Source organism: Salmonella sp. HY31 (assembly GCF_042604575.1).
Taxonomy (GTDB): Bacteria; Pseudomonadota; Gammaproteobacteria; order Enterobacterales; family Enterobacteriaceae; genus Salmonella; species Salmonella diarizonae.
Genome location: NZ_CP170479.1, coordinates 3,371,981 through 3,391,660, shown reverse-complemented (window position 1 = coordinate 3,391,660; position 19,680 = coordinate 3,371,981). Strand labels below are relative to the sequence as shown.

Genomic DNA, 19,680 nt, shown 5'->3' with positions numbered 1-19,680 from the left:
CGCTAAAATAGGGCGGCAAGCCGGTTAAGCAGCAACGTTGCGCTGTAATAATCCAGACGGAACGTCTCCGTACCCAGCGCATAGACGCGCTTATTTTGCACCGCTGGCAGGTGCGCCAGCAGCGGATTGGCGTAAAGGGCCGCGACATCTTTGCTGTCGCCGGCAAACAGGAAGAGAGATTCACCGTTTAACCCGGCGGCCAGATTTTCACCGCCAAGCTGAATGATATCGTGGCGCTTACCCTGGCTTTTGCTGGTTTGCAGCCCACGGGGCAATGTTGCCAGCGTAAAGCCTAACTGTACCAATAGCTTGCCCTGTGCTGATTCTGGCGTCCACAGATTGGCGCTATGCGCGGCAGGGGTATACACCAGCGCGCTAACCGGCTGAGGCGGCAGGGCGATTTGCTGTTTTACCGTCGTCAGTTGCGCCTCAAATTTCGCTATTCGCGCGGCGGCCTGTTTCTCCTGACCGGTGATCTCGCCAAGCTGAGTGAGCAAACTCTGCCAGCTTTTATCGTCATAATTGATGACGAGCGTCGGCGCGATAACGGAGAGCTGATCGTAAAGCGCCAGCGCCGAATCGCCGCCAGTGGCGCTAATCAAAATGAGATCCGGCAGTTGCGCGGCGATTGCTTCGGCATTCGGTTCGCCGATGTACAGACGGGCGACATGACGAGCCTTTGCTACGTCACTCCACTGGCGCATAAACCCTTGATCGTCAGCAAAGCGGTTATTCGGGGTAGTGGCACCGCTGGCGACGACGGGCGCATCAATCGCCAGCAGCGAGCCTGTTAACGTCACGCTGGTAGAGACGATACGCGCGGGCTTGTGGTCCAGGGTATGAACGCCGCGGTTGTCCTGGATTTGCCGGGGCCAACCCGCATCCTGGGCTAAGGATATTCCTGAAACAGATAAACCAACCATTAGAAGCAGCAAACGATGAAAGGCGGGAAGTCTCACAATAGCGTCCTGTTATTAATAAAGTTAATGCTTCTCATTTTCATGTTAGCGGCAGCGAGATGCAAGCCTTAGCGCCATTTAAGTCATGACCAGAGTTGACAGAGCGACGTTTTACTCTTAGGTTAGCGCACTAAAAATAGAAATGATAATCATTATTATAAGCCTTTATCATTGGAGGATGATATGGATATGCCACTGGCCGAGGACGCTCAGGAGACAATGGCAACGCTTGCTCCCGACTGCTTTTTCTTCATGTCGCCGTATCGCAGTTTTACCACCTCTGGGTGTTTCGCCCGTTATACCGAGCCTGCGGCCGCCGGGGATTCGCCGGATAGCCCTTTCCAGCAGAAATTGCGCCAGCAGTTTACCGAGGCCAAATCGCAGGGCATCGCCAACCCTATCCTGGTGGGGGCGATCCCCTTTGATACCCGCCAGCCGTCGTCGCTATTTATTCCGATGGAGTGGCGCTGCTTTTCCCGCCAGGAAAAGCAGCGCACGGCGCGTTATTTTACCGACCATCAATCGCTGACGGTGACGGCGCGAAAGGCGATTCCGGAGCAGGATGCTTTTGAAGCGATGGTCGCACGCGCGGCTATGCTGACCGCCACGCCAGATGTCGATAAAGTGGTGCTTTCCCGGCTGATAGATATCACCACTGACATGGCGGTGGATAGCGGAGCATTGCTGGAGCGGATGGTTGCGCAGAATCCAGTTAGTTACAACTTCCATGTGCCGCTGGCGGATGGCGGCGTTCTGCTGGGTGCCAGCCCCGAATTGCTGCTACGCAAAGAGGGCGATAGGTTTAGTTCGCTGCCGTTAGCAGGCTCAGCGCGCCGACAGCCGGATGACGTTCTGGATCGCGAGGCGGGAAACCGACTGCTGGCTTCACAAAAAGATCGCCATGAACATGAGCTGGTGACTCAGGCGATGAAGCAGATCCTGCGCGATCGCAGCACGGAACTGCAATTACCTTCCTCTCCGCAGTTGATCACCACGCCGACGCTATGGCATCTCGGTACGCCGTTTGAGGGCAAGGCCAACGCCGGAGAAAACGCGCTGACGCTGGCCTGTCTGCTGCATCCGACGCCTGCGCTAAGCGGTTTCCCCCATCAGGTCGCGAAAAAGCTGATCGCTGAACTGGAACCGTTCGATCGGGAACTGTTTGGCGGTATTGTCGGCTGGTGCGACGCCGAAGGAAACGGCGAGTGGGTAGTGACGATTCGTTGTGCGAAATTGCACGGTAATCAGGTGCGCCTGTTCGCCGGCGCCGGGATTGTCCCCGCCTCTTCGCCAGTCGGAGAGTGGCGGGAAACGGGCGTCAAACTCTCTACGATGTTGAACGTTTTTGGACTGCATTAAGGAACGATGATGCGTATACCTTTCACCCGTTGGCCGGATGAATTTGCCCGCCGTTATCGTGAAAAAGGCTACTGGCAAGACGTGCCGTTGACCGATATTCTGACCCGCCACGCTGACAGCGACAAGACGGCGGTCATTGAAGGCGAGCGCGCGTTCAGCTATCGCCAGCTCAACCAGGCTGCGGATAACCTGGCCTGCAGTTTACGCCGTCAGGGTATCAAACCTGGCGAAACCGCTCTGGTGCAACTGGGGAATGTTCCGGAACTGTATATCACCTTTTTCGCCCTGTTGAAGCTTGGCGTAGCGCCCGTTCTGGCGCTGTTTAGCCATCAACGCACCGAACTTAACGCCTATGCGACGCAGATCGCGCCGACGCTGGTAATTGCCGATCGCCAACATACGCTGTTCACCGGGGAGGACTTCCTCAACACGTTTGTGGCTGAGCACCGCTCTGTGCGGGTGGTATTATTGCGTAACGACGATGGCGATCACAGCCTGGACGCGGCGATGCGTCAGACGGAGGAAGATTTCACCGCCACGCCATCACCTGCTGACGAGGTGGCCTACTTTCAGCTTTCCGGCGGTACTACCGGCACGCCAAAGCTTATTCCCCGTACCCATAACGACTATTACTACAGCGTGCGCCGCAGCAATGAGATTTGCGGTTTCAACGAGGAGACGCGTTTTCTGTGCGCGATTCCCGCCGCGCATAACTACGCCATGAGTTCGCCGGGCGCCCTGGGCGTCTTTCTCGCCAAAGGAACGGTGGTGCTGGCGACCGATCCCAGCGCCACCCTCTGTTTTCCGTTGATCGAAAAACACCAGATTAATGCCACGGCGCTGGTGCCGCCAGCGGTCAGTCTATGGCTACAGGCTATCCAGGAGTGGGGCGGCAATGCGCCACTGGCGTCATTAAGGTTATTGCAGGTTGGCGGCGCACGGCTTTCCGCGACGCTGGCCGCCCGTATTCCGGCTGAAATTGGTTGTCAGTTGCAGCAGGTCTTCGGCATGGCGGAAGGGTTAGTGAACTATACCCGGCTGGACGATAGTCCGGAACGGATTATCAATACCCAGGGAAGACCCATGTGCCCGGACGACGAAGTGTGGGTGGCGGATGCCGAGGGAAATCCTCTGCCGCCGGGCGAGATTGGCCGTCTGATGACGCGCGGCCCCTATACTTTCCGCGGCTATTTCAACAGTCCGCAACACAATGCCAACGCTTTTGACGCCAACGGCTTTTACTGTTCCGGCGATCTGATCTCCATTGATCAAGACGGTTACATCACCGTCCACGGACGTGAAAAAGATCAGATCAATCGGGGCGGCGAGAAGATAGCCGCCGAAGAGATAGAAAACTTGTTACTGCGCCACCCGGCGGTGATCCATGCGGCGCTGGTCAGCATGGAAGATGAACTGCTGGGGGAAAAAAGTTGCGCATACCTGGTGGTAAAAGAGCCGCTGCGTGCGGTACAGGTACGCCGTTTCCTGCGAGAGCAGGGAGTGGCGGAATTTAAATTACCGGATCGTGTAGAGTGCGTTGCGTCACTGCCGCTGACGCCGGTTGGTAAAGTCGATAAAAAACAATTACGCCAGCGGTTGGCGTCACGTTCACCGCTCTGAAGGAGAAAGAGAGATGGCAATTCCGAAATTACAGTCTTACGCGCTGCCTACCGCACTGGATATCCCGACCAACAAAGTGAGCTGGACATTTGAACCGGAGCGCGCTGCGCTGCTCATCCACGATATGCAGGAGTACTTTGTCAGCTTTTGGGGCCGCAACTGTCCAATGATGGACCTGGTGATTGCCAATATCGCCGCCCTGCGCCAGTACTGTAAAGAGCATCATATTCCGGTCTATTACACCGCTCAGCCGAAAGAGCAAAGCGATGAAGACCGCGCGTTACTCAATGATATGTGGGGACCGGGACTGACGCGCTCTCCGGAACAGCAGAAGGTGGTAGAAGCCTTAACGCCGGATGAGGCGGATACGGTGCTGGTGAAGTGGCGTTATAGCGCGTTTCACCGCTCGCCGCTGGAACAGATGTTAAAAGATACCGGACGCAATCAACTCATCATTACCGGCGTGTATGCGCATATTGGCTGTATGACCACCGCTACCGATGCGTTTATGCGCGACATTAAGCCGTTTATGGTGGCGGATGCGCTGGCGGATTTCAGCCGGGAAGAGCATCTGATGGCCCTGAACTATGTGGCGGGGCGTTCAGGTCGCGTCGTCATGACTGAATCGCTGTTGCCGGCGCCGGTTCCTGCCAGTAAAACGGCGCTGCGGGCGTTGATTCTGCCGTTGCTGGATGAGACCGACGAGCCGCTGGACGATGAAAATCTGATTGATTATGGCCTGGACTCTGTACGAATGATGGGACTTGCAGCGCGCTGGCGTAAAGTACACGGCGATATCGACTTCGTGATGCTGGCGAAAAATCCGACCATTGATGCCTGGTGGGCACTGCTTTCTCGCGAGGTGCAGTAATGCCTGGTATTGATTTTTCAGACCAAACGGTGTGGGTGACCGGTGCGGGGAAAGGGATTGGCTACGCGACGGCGCTGGCCTTTGTCGACGCCGGAGCCAGGGTAATCGGCTTCGATCGTGAATTTACGCCAGCGGATTACCCCTTTACTACCGAAGTTATGGACGTGGCGGATGCCGCGCAGGTCGCTCAGGTGTGCCAGCGCATATTGCAAAAAACACCACGGCTGGATGTGTTGGTCAACGCCGCCGGTATTTTGCGTATGGGAGCGACCGACGCGCTTAGTGTCGACGACTGGCAACAGACATTTGCGGTCAATGTGGGCGGGGCGTTTAACCTGTTTTCGCAAACGATGGCGCAGTTTCGCCGTCAGCGAGGTGGGGCGATTGTCACCGTTGCCTCAGATGCGGCGCATACACCGCGTATCGGTATGAGCGCCTACGGGGCCTCTAAAGCGGCGCTGAAAAGTCTGGCGCTGACCGTAGGGCTGGAACTGGCGGGCTGCGGGGTGCGCTGTAATGTGGTGTCGCCTGGCTCGACCGACACCGATATGCAGCGCGCATTGTGGGTGGGCGAGGATGCCGAACAGCAGCGCATTCGCGGTTTCGGTGAACAGTTTAAACTGGGTATTCCGCTCGGTAAAATCGCCCGTCCGCAGGAGATAGCCAATACCATTTTGTTCCTTGCCTCCGATCTGGCCAGCCACATTACCTTGCAGGATATCGTGGTGGACGGCGGTTCAACATTGGGAGCGTGATGATGATCTGGAAACGACATTTAACGCTGGATGAATTGAACGCCACCAGTCAGAACACGCTGGTGGCGCATCTGGGCATTGTTTACACCCGTCTGGGTGATGGAGTGCTGGAGGCGGAAATGCCCGTCGATACCCGCACTCATCAACCGTTTGGCCTGCTACACGGCGGCGCATCGGCAGCGCTGGCGGAGACGTTAGGATCAATGGCGGGTTATCTGATGACCCGCGACGGGCAGTGTGTGGTCGGGACCGAGTTAAACGCCACCCACCACCGCGTCGTCTCGCAGGGGAAAGTACGCGGCGTTTGCCAGCCGCTGCATCTGGGGCGGCAGAATCAAAGCTGGGAAATTACTCTCTTTGATGAGCAGGGAAGGCGCTGCTGCACCTGTCGCCTGGGAACTGCAGTAATGGGATAGTACTGGCAAAGCAAAATGTAATTGCAGCGTTAACGAAGAAAGGAAGTGATCTGGTTAACACTGTAATGTAAAAAATGAGTAACGCTCCGGTTTTATCATGTTGTTGTGTTGTTAATTACGCTAAAGGTGTTATAGAAACAAAATGTAACATCTCTCTGGAACACGCAAACGGACAACAACTATGAATAAGTCAGGGAAATACCTCGTCTGGACAGCGCTCTCAGTATTGGGTGCGTTTGCCCTGGGCTATATTGCGCTAAATCGTGGGGAGCAGATCAACGCGCTATGGATTGTGGTGGCGTCGGTCTGTGTCTATCTTATTGCGTATCGTTTTTATGGACTCTATATCGCCAAAAAAGTGCTGGCGGTTGACCCAACGCGTATGACGCCCGCGGTACGTCATAACGATGGTCTGGATTATGTCCCGACCGATAAGAAAGTGCTTTTTGGTCACCATTTTGCGGCCATTGCTGGCGCTGGTCCGCTGGTCGGGCCGGTACTGGCGGCGCAGATGGGCTATCTGCCGGGGATGATCTGGCTACTGGCGGGCGTCGTGCTGGCGGGAGCGGTACAGGACTTTATGGTGCTGTTCGTCTCGACCCGGCGCGATGGACGTTCGCTTGGCGAGCTGGTTAAAGAGGAGATGGGCGCGACGGCAGGGGTGATTGCGCTGGTAGCCTGCTTTATGATCATGGTGATCATTCTGGCCGTCCTGGCGATGATCGTGGTGAAGGCGCTGACCCATAGCCCGTGGGGAACGTACACTGTCGCATTCACCATTCCACTGGCGATTTTTATGGGCATCTACCTGCGCTATCTGCGTCCGGGGCGCATCGGCGAGGTGTCGGTCATTGGGTTGGTATTTCTCATTTTCGCTATTATTTCCGGCGGATGGGTGGCGGCAAGCCCAACCTGGGCGCCGTACTTTGACTTTACCGGCGTGCAGCTTACCTGGATGCTGGTGGGGTACGGTTTTGTCGCGGCGGTATTGCCGGTCTGGCTGCTGCTCGCGCCGCGTGATTACCTCTCTACCTTCCTGAAAATTGGTACGATTGTCGGTCTGGCGGTTGGGATTCTGATCATGCGTCCGACGCTGACTATGCCAGCGCTGACCAAATTTGTTGATGGTACAGGACCGGTCTGGACGGGCGACCTGTTCCCGTTCCTGTTTATCACCATCGCCTGCGGTGCGGTATCCGGTTTCCATGCGCTCATCTCCTCCGGCACGACGCCGAAGATGTTGGCCAACGAAGGCCAGGCCTGTTTCATCGGCTACGGCGGGATGTTAATGGAATCTTTCGTCGCTATTATGGCGCTGGTCTCCGCCTGTATTATCGATCCGGGCGTTTACTTTGCGATGAATAGCCCGATGGCGGTACTGGCGCCAGCGGGGACTGCGGATGTCGTGGCTTCTGCTGCGCAGGTGGTCAGCAGTTGGGGGTTCGCTATCACGCCGGATACGCTACACCAGATTGCCAATGAAGTCGGCGAACAATCCATTATCTCCCGCGCAGGCGGCGCGCCAACGCTGGCGGTAGGGATGGCCTACATTTTACATGGCGCGTTGGGCGGCATGATGGATGTGGCGTTCTGGTATCACTTCGCCATTCTGTTTGAAGCGCTGTTTATTCTGACGGCGGTGGATGCGGGTACCCGTGCGGCGCGCTTTATGTTGCAGGATCTGTTGGGCGTGGTGTCGCCAGGGCTGAAACGTACCGATTCGCTGCCAGCGAACCTGCTTGCTACGGCATTGTGCGTGCTGGCGTGGGGCTATTTCCTCCATCAGGGCGTGGTCGATCCGTTGGGCGGTATTAACACCTTGTGGCCGCTGTTTGGCATCGCTAACCAGATGCTGGCGGGTATGGCGCTGATGCTTTGCGCCGTGGTACTGTTCAAAATGAAGCGTCAGCGTTATGCGTGGGTCGCGCTGGTGCCGACGGCCTGGCTGCTGATTTGTACGCTGACGGCGGGCTGGCAGAAAGCGTTTAGTCCGGATGCGAAAATCGGCTTCCTGGCCATTGCCAACAAGTTCCAGGCGATGATCGACAGCGGCAATATTCCGCTGCAGTACACCGAATCGCAGCTCGCGCAGTTGGTATTCAATAACCGTCTGGATGCCGGGCTAACAATCTTCTTTATGGTGGTGGTCGTGGTGCTGGCGGTATTCTCTATTAAGACGGCGCTGGCCGCTCTGAAGATTGATAAACCGACGGCGCATGAAACACCGTATGAGCCGATGCCGGAAAATGTGGATGAGATCGTGACGCAGGCGAAAGGCGCGCACTAATCTTTTTTCATCAATAGCCCTCTCCAGGACAAGGGGAGGGCGTTTGGATGACAGGTGACAACGATGTTCGATACGCTTTCGAAAGCCGGAAAATATCTGGGACAGGCAGCAAAAATGATGATTGGCGTGCCAGACTACGACAACTATGTTGAGCATATGCGCATAACGCATCCGGATCAGACGCCGATGACCTATGAAGAATTTTTCCGCGAGCGGCAGGATGCGCGCTATGGTGGAAAAGGCGGCGCGCGTTGCTGCTGATTGTTGCCAGGCCTGATAAGCGCAACGTCACCAGACTATACCCTGAAAAATTCAACTTTTTCAAACGCCGCACGCAGAGTTGCTGGCGTTAACGTAACCGGCAAATAGTGGATGGATTCGACCGGACGCAGGGTATGTGCGATCACTTTATCGATCTCTGCGGTGTTATGAATATCCACCTCCAGCTCGCTGAGCCGGGTCGGCAGATGAAAACGCCGGTACGCTGCAATCAATTGCGTTAGCACCTCATTTTGTCCCAGCAGCGCGCTTTGTACCAGAATGCCATAAGCCACTTTCGTTCCGTGCAGGAATTTTTCCGTTTGCGGCAGGACGGTCAGGCCGTTGTGTACCGCGTGGGCGGCGGCGACACGGGTATAGCGTTCCCCAAGGCCGCCGACCATACCGCCGCCAGCGATAATCGCGTCTACCACGTCACAAAATTCCTGTGTCAGTCGGTGTTGCTGTTTATCCGCTAATGCCTGTTCGCTGCTTGCCAGCAGGAGATCGCGAATGGCGCACGCGCTGTTAATGCCCAGTCGTACGGTTAATGGCAACGTTTCAGGCTGCGGTGCAAGCACAACGGCTTCATACCATTTCGCCAGCGTATCGCCAATGCCAGCTAACAGATAGTCATCGGGCGCCTGCAGAATAATGCGCGGTTCGACCAGCACCAGAAAATTGGCATCATCAAAAATTTCGAACTGTAACGCCTGTCCCGCGTCGTTATACCAGACGGAAAGCGGTGTCCAGGCAGCGCAGGTTGCCGCGATCGTCGGGATAGCGACAAACGGCAGCGTCAGACGGCGAGCGAGCGCTTTGGCAGTATCAAGCAGTGCGCCGCCGCCGACGCCTATCACCACCTGACGATCGTCGCCGCAGGCGTGCGCCAGTTGGGCAACCTGGCGTTCGCTGCAATGACCGGTAAACCGCAGATGTTTTGCGCCAGCACATTCAAACGCTTCCGGCAGGTAAGGCCGGGCGGCGGCAATCGCGCGTTCGCCGTATACCCAAACGGCGTGGCAAAGCTGTTCCGGCGTGAAAAAATCCGTCAATCTTCCAGGGCTGCCGGCATGGGAAAAATAATTCGCCGGGCCGGTAGCGACGCGGATTTCAGTGTGGTTCATGTTGTGTTGTCCTTAGGGGCTTCTGACTAATGTTATTATATTTAGACATCTAAACGTCTTGATTGCCAAATACTAGCACCGTGTTATAGTGTGTCAACAACCACATCACTGGCGGGTATGAAGATAATGAGAAATAACCCACTGATCCCACAAAGCAAATTGCCCAGTCTTGGTACCACGATTTTTACGCAAATGAGCGCGCTGGCGCAGAAACATCAGGCAATAAATTTATCGCAAGGCTTCCCTGATTTTGATGGTCCTCGTTATTTGCACGAGCGGTTGGCTTACCATGTCGCGCAGGGGGCGAATCAATATGCGCCGATGACGGGCGTGCAGGCGCTGCGGGAGGCCATTGCCGATAAAACGGCGGAAATATATGGTTATCGACCAGATGACGTGAGTGATATCACCGTCACGGCGGGCGCGACCGAAGCGCTGTATGCGGCGATTACCGCGCTGGTGCGGGCAGGGGATGAGGTTATCTGTTTCGATCCCAGTTACGACAGCTATGCCCCAGCCGTGGCGCTCTCCGGCGGCATGTTAAAGCGCATAGCGCTTACGCCGCCGCATTTTAACGTCGACTGGCAGGCGTTTTCGGCGTTGCTTAGCGAGCGCACGCGGCTGGTGATCCTTAATACGCCGCATAATCCCACCGCTACCGTCTGGCGCCAGGCGGATATCGAGGCGCTGTGGCAGGCTATCGGCGAGCGGGAAATTTATGTATTAAGCGATGAAGTGTACGAACATATTTGTTTTGCCGCCGAAGGTCATGCCAGCGTATTAGCGCACCCTCAGTTACGAGAGCGGGCGGTTGCCGTTTCATCGTTTGGTAAAACCTTTCATATGACGGGATGGAAGATTGGTTACTGCGTTGCGCCTGCGGCCATTAGCGCCGAAATACGCAAAGTTCACCAGTACCTGACGTTTTGCGTCAATACGCCGGCGCAACTGGCGCTGGCGGATATGCTGCGCGCCGCGCCGGAGCACTATCGCGCGTTACCCGATTTTTACCGGAAAAAACGCGATGTGCTGGTTAACGCGCTGGCGCAAAGCCGATTAAAAGTGCTGCCCTGTGAAGGTACCTATTTTCTGTTAATCGATTACAGCGCAGTGTCGACGCTAAATGACGTTGAGTTTTGTCAGTGGCTAACTCAAGAAGTCGGTGTTGCCGCTATTCCACTCTCTGTCTTTTGCGCCGCCCCTTTCCCGCATCAGCTTATACGTTTATGCTTCGCTAAACAGGAATCAACGCTGCTGGCCGCGGCAGATCGCCTGTGTAAACTGTAGTTATTTAACCGTCCACGCTCTGGAGAATCGACGGTCTGCAAAAAGCTCCTGCAGACCGTTAATCTGTTTCAGGCGCAAGACTTCATCGGCGTCCATACCTAACTCCTGACTGATTTTGCCTTCGTCCCAGCCCAACTGAGAAAGTTCGCGCACGATTTCGGACATGGCGTGGATCTGGTGGCGCCCGCGTGCGCGATTATGCCGGATGGTTGCCGCCATCCGTTCGTGACGTTCTCTGTCCAGACACGTTACCGGCAGGTAGCCTTTCAGACGCCTGTTCAGGACGGCTTTTCCTTTGCCCAGTTCATGACGGTGAAAACCATCCACAATCTCGTATTCCTCCGCATCGGCCTTTACTACCACAATCGGCTGAGTAAACCCATCTTTTTCAATCGATTTAAGCAGCAGTTTTTTCTCTGGCGGCGCAACGTTATTCGGGTTGTAGTCATTAGGCAAAATATGGTCGTTTTTCACCCACAGAACACAATCGACAGGTTCATCGCGAAAGGGACTAACGCTATGTATCGCCATTCTAAATTCATTAATGGCGGCAATCCTTTCCTCTTCTGGCAACTCAGAGAGAAAGTGAGTTATTTCGGCTGTGAGTCGGTGTTGCATAAGATCCCCCATTGCTGGCGTTTAGCTTTCATGCGTTCGTTATAGCGCTGGTAGCCCTTTGGCTTTGTCGGACTGAATGATAGCGCCCGGCACCAGTAATCATTGTTCAGTAATACTTTGCAGATCCGTCGCCACGACGGCACATCCCGCGATCCGATATCGCCCTGCTGCGTCTGCGGGATCGTGTCCATGCCTTTTTTCTTATACCACTGCAAATAAACGGCGATTTTATTACGGTAATGTTCGGCAGTTACTTCGGGCATACTGTGTAGCAAGAGCAGCGCGTATTCCTCCCAGTTAAGGTGGTCGGGTTTTAAAATTTTCCGGTGGCCGTAAAAATGGCTGTCCTGTCCGGCGTATATTCCTCCGCTAAGTACACCGCTGACTCTGGCGCACATGGCTGCCCAACGCTCAGGTTCGATAACATGATACAGCCATAATCCCTGTCGTTGTTCCGGGCCGAACGGTTCGCAGATACGCATGTAGCGGGACGGTACGCCAGCCTGATACATCAAGTTATACAAAGGGTTACATGGTTTACCTGTTTTGGCGAACCAGGTCCAGATATCTGCGGTTTTCCAGTCATAGATGGGGTAGATATACCAGGTGTGCCCCATGGGGGCTAATGTGGTCCAGGGTTTATCATCAGCAAAACGCAGCTTATGCGAGTTAGCGATAGCGACAAATCGATTATAGGATTCGTCGGAGCGAATACCAACCAGCATAGCGGCAGGGCGCTTTTCTGAAAACCAGTCGGCAAAATCGCGAACGAACTGTTCAAAGGTCATACCGTGTTGGTAAAACGAAAAAAAGGCAGGATCGGTAATCGCATCTTCTGGCGGTTGCCGTACCCAGTCGGCACCCGGCTGCCAACACTGCCACTCCGGCTGGTATTGTGAAAGGGAATTTTGTGTGGTTAAGGGTAATGCGACCCAATAAAAACGCTCAATAACGTCTGCGTAGTGTTCACGTAACGCTTCAATATAGGCGATGGTACAGGAGAATTGCGCTTCCCAGTCAATGAAAAGAACGTGGATCTTTTTATTCATTTTGCGCGCCAACGTTGCCGTCAGGTGCAGCATAAGTCCTGAATCTTTACCACCAGAAAATGAGACGCAGACCCGGGGTAAGGTTTCCAGGGTCCACATTATACGCTCTTGAGCCGCTTCCAGAACATTTTGCTCAAGCGGAACTTTATAAACCGACATCTCTGGATATTCTCCGATGTGTTAACTACAGTACATTCGAAATAATTAACATAAAGGATAAGCTGATTAGATTAACTTGCAATGCTTTATTATATTTGCCAAGTAAATAAATTATATCAATATATACATTGAATTTATATTAATGTCTGTTTGTTGACCTTCTTATTAATGCTTTTTTGTGATGTGCTCAATTAGCTCAGTAAATCCACTATTATTCATCGAAGCTCTATTATACATAAGATAGAGGGGATTAGCAGGGATAGAAAAAGGTGTGGAAATCGTTCTAAGCTTAACCGTCGATTGATAATAAGTCACAATAACCTTTGGTAAAAAACCAATAAGATCTGTCACGCTAATCGTATTGGCAATAGTGATTAGCGACTTACTTTTAAAGCCTATAGTTCTTTCTGCTAATACATGATCAAGAAAAGTCTGATGCTCTTTTACTGCGGCATCATCGGCGGCGATAAGATGAGTAAAAGTTTCTTCCAGCAGCTCTTCAACGCTTGCGCTCTCTCGCAATCGGGGATGGTTTTCACTGCAAACCAGAACGCATTCCACCTTATAAAGGTGCGTACAAACAATGGAACGATTACTGATCGGCGTCATCGAGAGGACAATATCTGCTTTACGGTAGGCGAGAAGATCTTCAGGAGGTTCTTCCGTTGCCAAAATGTCGTGATGTTCAATTTCAACCTGTGGATTTTTACCCAGATATTTAATCAGTTTCAGTAATTGTTTCGTTATCAACAGTTGTGGGCTGTAGATAATAAACTTCTTCTTCAGGCTGGACTGATTCATTATATTAATAGTTTGTTCCAGGCTGTTAAGGTTATTTTCTAAATGATAATGTAAATTAATTCCTGTTACGGTAGGCGTAATTCCTTTACCTGAACGAATAAATAGAGGGTCATTGAATTGCGTGCGCAGGCGTTGCAATGACTGGCTTACGGCAGAAGGTGTAATATAGAGTGTTTCTGCTGCTTTGCTAATGCTTAAATGTTGATAAATACATTCAAATATAACCAACAAGTTAAGATCAAATTTTTTAAGGTCGTAAAGGTTAGCCATAATATCTTCCCGGCGTTATCATGGTATCTTCCATGATTATGACTTAATCTCAATAATTCACCAGAATTATGTTTATTAAACTTAACGTAGAGTTTATTTAAACTAAAATACCACAGTTGTGAATATTTTAGCGAGTAAATAATTACAGTAAAGGCGAACGTAATTTACACACGTAACAATCATTCAGTTAGCCTAAAAAGACTGTGCCGGATGGCATTTTGGTCTGGCGTCGCGTGATGCCTGGACGTGGTGGGCCCGATAAGCGTAGCGCTATCGGGCGTGGTACGGTTAAGCTCCTGCCTTACTGAGTTCTGCGTTAAGGTTGTCCCATCATGGCGTCCAGTTGTGCCTTTTCTGGTAAACCGACGACCTGTTGCAGCGTGTTATCTTTATTCATGTAATAAATTGCCGGCGTCGCGTTAGCGCCAAGATCGTCCATTAACTGCTGATTCTGATTAATGATTTTCATCTGTGTTGGGGGGATGGACGCCGGAACCTCCAGTTTCATCTTTCCTGCGGAAGCCTCATAGTCATGCCAGGTTTTCGCCGGGTCTTTCGCGGCTAAAATCGCTGCGGCTGTGGCCGGGCTTTCCGGTTTAATCACGCCGACCAGTAGTGTGCGTAATTGTACTTTACCGGACTCGACCCACGGACGAGCTTGCTGCCAGAACTGCTTACAATAAGGACAGAAAGGGTCGGCGAAGACATACAGCACCACCGGTGCGTCTTTTTTACCGTCGAGTATCCATGACGCTTTTTCCATTTTCTGCCACATTTCACGTCCGGCTGGAGCGTAAATTTCTTTTTCGATCAAGGCGTTGCTAAGATTTTCACCTTTTTCATTATACATATAGCCGGAAATCGCGTGTTTACCGTCCGGCGTCAGGTAAATCGTGACGCCCATATCCTGATACTTCCCAAGATAGCCCTTCATGCCGCCCGGCGCCTCGAAGGATTTCAGGATAGTTATACCCTGCTTTTCAATGGCCTTAACCGGCGCAGGCAGTTCTTCCGCGTGGGCGAGAATGGGTAGCATAGCAAGCAGCAGTGTACGTTTAATCATATTTTTTCCTTTTAAGATCAAAGCGAAAAGAGTATTAATGATGATGCCTATCGCAGACATAGGTAAGAGCTGGCGTGGTAGGATTGCCCTTTCTGTGCTGGGGTGATGTAATCCTTTTCGCTGTTACAGCCTTTGTTAAGGTAATGTAGAGCGCAACACTTAGCCAGCATATACGCTATGGATTTCGAGTTGCAGGCAATACGCCTGTAATTTGCAAGACGAGTTGTATTGGCTCTGAAGTTACCTACGGGTAGTTCAGGTAATGGGGCCGCCTGTCAGGCGGCCTTTTTACTTTAGATGGCTGACAGGGCGCAGTGTTCACAATGTCGCCCGAATCGGGTTGTTAGTTAACGCTTATTGATTTGATAATGGAAACGCATTAGCCGAATCAGCACAATTTCGTTAACTTACTCCTCAATGAAAACACGGAGGAAGTATAGATGTCCTTAATTAACACCAAAATCAAACCTTTCAAAAACCAGGCGTTCAAAAACGGTGAATTCATTGAAGTCACCGAGAAAGATACCGAAGGCCGCTGGAGCGTCTTCTTCTTCTATCCGGCCGATTTTACCTTTGTTTGCCCGACTGAGCTGGGCGACGTTGCCGACCATTACGAAGAACTGCAGAAGCTGGGCGTAGACGTTTATTCCGTCTCAACCGATACCCACTTCACGCACAAAGCATGGCACAGCAGCTCTGAAACTATCGCAAAAATCAAATATGCGATGATCGGCGACCCGACTGGCGCCCTGACCCGTAACTTCGACAACATGCGTGAAGATGAAGGTCTGGCAGACCGTGCGACTTTCGTTGTTGACCCGCAGGGTATCATCCAGGCGATCGAAGTTACCGCTGAAGGTATCGGCCGTGACGCGTCTGACCTGCTGCGTAAAATTAAAGCAGCACAGTATGTTGCCGCTCACCCAGGCGAAGTGTGCCCGGCGAAATGGAAAGAAGGCGAAGCGACGCTGGCTCCATCCCTGGACCTGGTCGGTAAAATCTAAATTTCCGTCGTCTTTCGCGCCATCGCGGCGTTGGCGTCGCCTGTTCACCCCGGTCACTTACTTATGTAAGCTCCCGGGGATTCTCAGGCTAGCCGTCTTGCTCTGACACGAAATACTTAGGAAATAACCGCATCAATGGGTGCTTGTGCGCCCATTTTATTCAACACCATGATTCAAGATGCATTCAGGCACCGCAAATAAGGCAGCTTGCATGATGATGTTTTAAGCCCAGGAGATACCCATGCTCGACACGAATATGAAAACCCAGCTCAAGGCTTACCTTGAGAAACTGACCAAACCTGTTGAGCTGATTGCTACGCTGGATGACAGCGCAAAATCGGCGGAAATCAAAGAACTGCTGGCTGAAATCGCTGAACTGTCAGACAAAGTTACGTTTAAAGAAGACAATACTCTGCCGGTGCGCAAGCCGTCTTTCCTGATTACGAATCCAGGTTCTCAGCAGGGGCCGCGCTTTGCCGGTTCTCCGCTGGGTCACGAATTTACCTCGCTGGTTCTGGCGCTGTTGTGGACTGGCGGTCATCCGTCAAAAGAAGCGCAGTCGCTGCTGGAGCAGATTCGCGATATTGACGGCGATTTTGAATTCGAAACTTATTATTCACTCTCCTGCCATAACTGCCCGGACGTGGTGCAGGCGCTGAACCTGATGGCGGTGCTGAACCCGCGTATTAAACATACGGCGATTGATGGCGGCACTTTCCAGAACGAAATCACCGAGCGTAACGTAATGGGCGTTCCGGCAGTGTTTGTCAACGGTAAAGAGTTCGGCCAGGGACGTATGACTCTGACCGAGATCGTCGCTAAAGTGGATACTGGCGCAGAAAAACGTGCGGTGGAAGCGCTAAACAAACGTGATGCGTATGACGTGCTGATTGTCGGCTCCGGCCCAGCGGGCGCGGCGGCGGCGGTCTACTCGGCGCGCAAAGGCATCCGTACCGGTCTGATGGGTGAGCGCTTCGGCGGTCAGGTGCTGGATACCGTGGATATCGAAAACTATATCTCGGTGCCGAAAACCGAAGGCCAGAAACTGGCGGGTGCGCTGAAAGCGCACGTCAGCGATTACGATGTTGACGTTATCGACAGCCAGAGCGCAAGCAAACTGGTTCCGGCAGCGGCAGAAGGTGGCCTGCATCAGATTGAAACGGCGTCCGGCGCAGTATTGAAAGCGCGCAGTATCATCATCGCCACCGGCGCGAAATGGCGTAATATGAATGTGCCGGGCGAAGATCAGTACCGCACCAAAGGCGTCACCTATTGTCCACACTGTGACGGTCCGCTGTTTAAAGGTAAGCGTGTGGCGGTTATTGGCGGCGGTAACTCTGGCGTCGAAGCGGCCATCGATCTGGCGGGTATTGTAGAACACGTTACGTTGCTGGAGTTCGCACCGGAAATGAAGGCGGATCAGGTGCTACAGGACAAAGTACGTAGCCTGAAAAATGTCGATATCATTTTGAATGCGCAAACGACGGAAGTGAAGGGCGACGGTTCGAAAGTCGTGGGGCTGGAGTATCGCGACCGCGTCAGCGGCGATATTCATAGCGTCGCGCTGGCCGGGATTTTTGTGCAAATTGGCTTGTTGCCGAATACCAACTGGCTGGAAGGTGCGCTTGAGCGTAACCGCATGGGCGAGATCATTATTGACGCCAAATGTGAAACCAGCGTTAAGGGCGTCTTCGCCGCAGGCGACTGCACCACCGTTCCTTATAAACAGATTATCATCGCCACAGGCGAAGGGGCGAAAGCCTCGTTGAGCGCCTTTGATTATCTGATTCGCACCAAAATCGCATAAAAAGAAGTAGACACACCTGCAAGGTAAGAGGCTGCCCACTGGCAGCCTCTTTTTTTACCTGCTGGTCAGAAGCGAGTTAACGCACAACCAATACCGGCAGCGTCGCATGGCGTACCACGCTTGAGGCGTTAGACCCCAGCAGGTGTGTCGTGATGGACGGATTACGCGAACCGATTACCACGACATCCGCATCCAGCTCTTCGCCCATCTCATTGACGACATCGCGCACGCTACCAAAGCGAACATGCGTTTTAATCCGTGAAGGATCGATGCTGAAGTGTCCCACCATCGTTTGCAGACGCGTTTCCGCCTCATGCTGTAAATGTTCTTCAAAGCGGCGCACGTCGGCGGCAAAGCGGTGCAGGCTCATGCTTGCGGAGCCTGGCAGAACATGCAACAGATGAATGACGCCATCCTGTTGCGCCAGAAACTCAGCGTGGCGAATCGCTTTATCGCTCAGTTCCATTTCAAAAACATCAACCGGCATAATGATTGTCTTATACATACCCGTTACTCCCTGTTAATCAATACTGAACTTATTCAAACATATAATAATATTTCTTTCTGCTATTTGTCTGGCAATTTTAAATATTACGGCAACCTGGCGCTAAAAAAAGCCGTATATTTTCCAGGAAAAATCCTAAAGCCGCCTGTTTTTCCGGCAGTCACCCCGGGATAGCTACCCTTTTATAGACGAACGCGACATTCACCGTTACCCCGGAGGCTGCATGAAAGCATTGACGTATCACGGTCCACATCACGTAAAGGTTGAAAACGTACCCGATCCCGGCATTGAGCAGCCCGACGATATTATTTTGCGTATTACCGCCACCGCGATTTGCGGATCTGATTTGCACCTGTATCGCGGCAAGATCCCACAGGTAAAACATGGCGATATTTTTGGCCATGAATTTATGGGCGAAGTGGTCGAAACCGGGCGGGAAGTGAAGAACATTCAGAAAGGGGAGCGGGTTGTGATCCCGTTCGTCATTGCTTGCGGCGACTGCTTTTTCTGTCGATTACAGCAATATTCGGCCTGTGAAAACACCAACGACGGACACGGCGCGGCGTTGAATAAAAAACAGATCCCGCCGCCAGCGGCGCTGTTTGGCTACAGCCACCTTTATGGCGGCGTTCCCGGCGGGCAGGCCGAATATGTTCGCGTGCCAAAAGGTAATGTCGGCCCATTTAAGGTGCCGCCGCTGTTATCTGACGATAAGGCGCTGTTTCTTTCTGATATTTTGCCTACCGCCTGGCAGGCGGCAAAAAACGCCCAGGTTCAGCAAGGTTCCAGCGTGGCGGTTTTTGGCGCAGGGCCGGTCGGATTGCTGACCATCGCCTGCGCGCGTTTGTTGGGCGCGGAGCAGATCTTTGTCGTGGATCATCATCCCTATCGCTTACGTTTCGCCGAAGAACGTTACGGCGCGATACCGATCAACTTTGATGATGAGAATGATCCGGCGGAAAAAATTATCGAACAGACGGCAGGACACCGCGGCGTGGACGCGGTGATTGATGCTGTAGGCTTTGAAGCGAAAGGCAGTATGACGGAGACAGTGCTGACGAACCTTAAACTGGAAGGCAGCAGCGGTAAAGCGCTGCGGCAATGTATCGCGGCGGTCAGGCGCGGCGGCGTAGTCAGCGTGCCCGGCGTTTATGCCGGTTTTATTCACGGTTTTTTGTTCGGCGACGCGTTTGATAAGGGGCTAAGTTTTAAAATGGGTCAAACCCATGTTCACGCGTGGCTGGGGGAATTATTGCCGCTTATTGAGAAGGGACTGCTGAAGCCGGAGGAGATTGTCACGCACTATATGCCATTTGAAGAGGCGGCGCGCGGCTACGAAATTTTCGAAAAACGCGAAGAAGAGTGCCGGAAGGTCATCTTAGTGCCGGGAGCATCGTCGGTGGAAGCGGCGCAGAAACAGGCGACGGGATTAATCAACCCGATGCCCGGCGGCGTCGTCTGAAAT

18 protein-coding genes are annotated in these 19,680 nt (G+C 53.0%); 11 read left to right on the top strand and 7 right to left on the bottom strand.

The genetic code is table 11. The annotated features are described in order from the left end of the window. Positions 1-2 precede the first annotated feature (2 nt). Entirely contained in the window at positions 3-923 is a 921-nt protein-coding gene (gene fepB / locus ACE15A_RS16140) for a Fe2+-enterobactin ABC transporter substrate-binding protein (RefSeq protein ID WP_264165272.1), read from the bottom strand. Between the two features lie 219 nt (positions 924-1,142). Here fepB and entC point away from each other — a divergent pair, with 219 nt between their 5' ends. The 7 genes from entC (at position 1,143) to ACE15A_RS16105 (ending at position 8,528) form a co-directional block, all read left to right on the top strand. Then, entirely contained in the window at positions 1,143-2,318 is a 1,176-nt protein-coding gene (gene entC, locus ACE15A_RS16135) for an isochorismate synthase EntC (RefSeq protein ID WP_064055896.1), read from the top strand. A 9-nt stretch (positions 2,319-2,327) separates the two neighbouring features. Beyond that, positions 2,328-3,938, top strand: coding sequence for a (2,3-dihydroxybenzoyl)adenylate synthase EntE (entE, locus tag ACE15A_RS16130; protein WP_023246782.1), 1,611 nt, complete (start codon positions 2,328-2,330; stop codon positions 3,936-3,938). A gap of 13 nt (positions 3,939-3,951) precedes the next feature. Beyond that, positions 3,952-4,809 (top strand): isochorismatase, encoded by an 858-nt coding sequence (locus ACE15A_RS16125; protein ID WP_023246783.1) that lies wholly within the window; start codon positions 3,952-3,954, stop codon positions 4,807-4,809. After that, a complete protein-coding gene (gene entA, locus ACE15A_RS16120) occupies positions 4,809-5,564 on the top strand; it encodes a 2,3-dihydro-2,3-dihydroxybenzoate dehydrogenase EntA (protein WP_053508450.1) in 756 nt (251 codons plus the stop codon). Before ACE15A_RS16125 ends, entA begins: the two co-directional genes overlap by 1 nt. A 2-nt stretch (positions 5,565-5,566) precedes the next feature. Beyond that, a complete protein-coding gene (gene entH, locus ACE15A_RS16115; protein ID WP_023246785.1) occupies positions 5,567-5,980 on the top strand; it encodes a proofreading thioesterase EntH in 414 nt (137 codons plus the stop codon). A 181-nt stretch (positions 5,981-6,161) separates the two neighbouring features. Further along, positions 6,162-8,267: a pyruvate/proton symporter CstA gene (gene cstA / locus ACE15A_RS16110; RefSeq protein ID WP_023246786.1), complete on the top strand. Its 2,106-nt coding sequence runs from the start codon at positions 6,162-6,164 to the stop codon at positions 8,265-8,267. Positions 8,268-8,330: 63 nt separating this feature from the next. Beyond that, on the top strand, positions 8,331-8,528 hold the full coding sequence (locus tag ACE15A_RS16105; protein WP_000460619.1) for a YbdD/YjiX family protein: 198 nt from the start codon (positions 8,331-8,333) through the stop codon (positions 8,526-8,528). Positions 8,529-8,563: 35 nt separating this feature from the next. Here the strand turns inward: ACE15A_RS16105 and ACE15A_RS16100 are convergent, their stop codons facing one another. Further along, complete coding sequence (locus ACE15A_RS16100; protein ID WP_053508446.1) at positions 8,564-9,652, bottom strand: oxidoreductase; 1,089 nt, start codon at positions 9,650-9,652, stop codon at positions 8,564-8,566. Between the two features lie 126 nt (positions 9,653-9,778). On the opposite strand from ACE15A_RS16100, the gene ACE15A_RS16095 reads away from it, so the two are divergent. Further along, entirely contained in the window at positions 9,779-10,939 is a 1,161-nt protein-coding gene (locus ACE15A_RS16095; protein ID WP_053508445.1) for a pyridoxal phosphate-dependent aminotransferase, read from the top strand. On the opposite strand, the gene ACE15A_RS16090 is transcribed toward ACE15A_RS16095, so the two are convergent. The 4 genes from ACE15A_RS16090 to dsbG form a co-directional block, all read right to left on the bottom strand. Then, the gene (locus ACE15A_RS16090) at positions 10,940-11,557 is read right to left on the bottom strand and encodes a ParB/RepB/Spo0J family partition protein (RefSeq protein WP_053508443.1); all 618 of its coding nucleotides are present in this window, start codon (positions 11,555-11,557) and stop codon (positions 10,940-10,942) included. Continuing rightward, positions 11,530-12,765, bottom strand: coding sequence for a phosphoadenosine phosphosulfate reductase (locus ACE15A_RS16085; RefSeq protein WP_053508441.1), 1,236 nt, complete (start codon positions 12,763-12,765; stop codon positions 11,530-11,532). Before ACE15A_RS16085 ends, ACE15A_RS16090 begins: the two co-directional genes overlap by 28 nt. 165 nt (positions 12,766-12,930) lie before the next feature. Continuing rightward, a complete protein-coding gene (locus ACE15A_RS16080) occupies positions 12,931-13,836 on the bottom strand; it encodes a LysR family transcriptional regulator (protein ID WP_053508439.1) in 906 nt (301 codons plus the stop codon). Positions 13,837-14,152: 316 nt separating this feature from the next. Beyond that, positions 14,153-14,899 carry a thiol:disulfide interchange protein DsbG gene (dsbG, locus tag ACE15A_RS16075; protein WP_053508437.1) on the bottom strand — a complete coding sequence of 249 codons (747 nt, stop codon included), beginning with the start codon at positions 14,897-14,899 and terminating at the stop codon, positions 14,153-14,155. Between the two features lie 440 nt (positions 14,900-15,339). On the opposite strand from dsbG, the gene ahpC reads away from it, so the two are divergent. Together ahpC and ahpF are read left to right on the top strand one after the other, a co-directional pair. Next, positions 15,340-15,903: an alkyl hydroperoxide reductase subunit C gene (ahpC, locus tag ACE15A_RS16070; protein WP_000052802.1), complete on the top strand. Its 564-nt coding sequence runs from the start codon at positions 15,340-15,342 to the stop codon at positions 15,901-15,903. Positions 15,904-16,144: 241 nt separating this feature from the next. Then, positions 16,145-17,710, top strand: a complete 1,566-nt coding sequence (gene ahpF, locus ACE15A_RS16065; RefSeq protein ID WP_053508435.1) for an alkyl hydroperoxide reductase subunit F — start codon at positions 16,145-16,147, stop codon at positions 17,708-17,710. A gap of 76 nt (positions 17,711-17,786) precedes the next feature. Here ahpF and uspG read toward each other — a convergent pair whose 3' ends face one another. After that, positions 17,787-18,215, bottom strand: coding sequence for a universal stress protein UspG (gene uspG, locus ACE15A_RS16060; RefSeq protein ID WP_000278499.1), 429 nt, complete (start codon positions 18,213-18,215; stop codon positions 17,787-17,789). 223 nt (positions 18,216-18,438) lie between these two features. Here uspG and ACE15A_RS16055 point away from each other — a divergent pair, with 223 nt between their 5' ends. Continuing rightward, complete coding sequence (locus tag ACE15A_RS16055; protein WP_053508433.1) at positions 18,439-19,677, top strand: zinc-dependent alcohol dehydrogenase; 1,239 nt, start codon at positions 18,439-18,441, stop codon at positions 19,675-19,677. Positions 19,678-19,680 lie beyond the last annotated feature (3 nt).

Excerpts from the sequence above, each read along its gene's own strand:
- fepB (WP_264165272.1), bottom strand. The coding sequence starts at position 923 with ATGGTTGGTTTATCTGTTTCAGGAATATCCTTAGCCCAGGATGCGGGT.
- entC (WP_064055896.1), top strand. The coding sequence starts at position 1,143 with ATGGATATGCCACTGGCCGAGGACGCTCAGGAGACAATGGCAACGCTT.
- entE (WP_023246782.1), top strand. The coding sequence starts at position 2,328 with ATGCGTATACCTTTCACCCGTTGGCCGGATGAATTTGCCCGCCGTTAT.
- ACE15A_RS16125 (WP_023246783.1), top strand. The coding sequence starts at position 3,952 with ATGGCAATTCCGAAATTACAGTCTTACGCGCTGCCTACCGCACTGGAT.
- entA (WP_053508450.1), top strand. The coding sequence starts at position 4,809 with ATGCCTGGTATTGATTTTTCAGACCAAACGGTGTGGGTGACCGGTGCG.
- entH (WP_023246785.1), top strand. The coding sequence starts at position 5,567 with ATGATCTGGAAACGACATTTAACGCTGGATGAATTGAACGCCACCAGT.
- cstA (WP_023246786.1), top strand. The coding sequence starts at position 6,162 with ATGAATAAGTCAGGGAAATACCTCGTCTGGACAGCGCTCTCAGTATTG.
- ACE15A_RS16105 (WP_000460619.1), top strand. The coding sequence starts at position 8,331 with ATGTTCGATACGCTTTCGAAAGCCGGAAAATATCTGGGACAGGCAGCA.
- ACE15A_RS16100 (WP_053508446.1), bottom strand. The coding sequence starts at position 9,652 with ATGAACCACACTGAAATCCGCGTCGCTACCGGCCCGGCGAATTATTTT.
- ACE15A_RS16095 (WP_053508445.1), top strand. The coding sequence starts at position 9,779 with ATGAGAAATAACCCACTGATCCCACAAAGCAAATTGCCCAGTCTTGGT.
- ACE15A_RS16090 (WP_053508443.1), bottom strand. The coding sequence starts at position 11,557 with ATGCAACACCGACTCACAGCCGAAATAACTCACTTTCTCTCTGAGTTG.
- ACE15A_RS16085 (WP_053508441.1), bottom strand. The coding sequence starts at position 12,765 with ATGTCGGTTTATAAAGTTCCGCTTGAGCAAAATGTTCTGGAAGCGGCT.
- ACE15A_RS16080 (WP_053508439.1), bottom strand. The coding sequence starts at position 13,836 with ATGGCTAACCTTTACGACCTTAAAAAATTTGATCTTAACTTGTTGGTT.
- dsbG (WP_053508437.1), bottom strand. The coding sequence starts at position 14,899 with ATGATTAAACGTACACTGCTGCTTGCTATGCTACCCATTCTCGCCCAC.
- ahpC (WP_000052802.1), top strand. The coding sequence starts at position 15,340 with ATGTCCTTAATTAACACCAAAATCAAACCTTTCAAAAACCAGGCGTTC.
- ahpF (WP_053508435.1), top strand. The coding sequence starts at position 16,145 with ATGCTCGACACGAATATGAAAACCCAGCTCAAGGCTTACCTTGAGAAA.
- uspG (WP_000278499.1), bottom strand. The coding sequence starts at position 18,215 with ATGTATAAGACAATCATTATGCCGGTTGATGTTTTTGAAATGGAACTG.
- ACE15A_RS16055 (WP_053508433.1), top strand. The coding sequence starts at position 18,439 with ATGAAAGCATTGACGTATCACGGTCCACATCACGTAAAGGTTGAAAAC.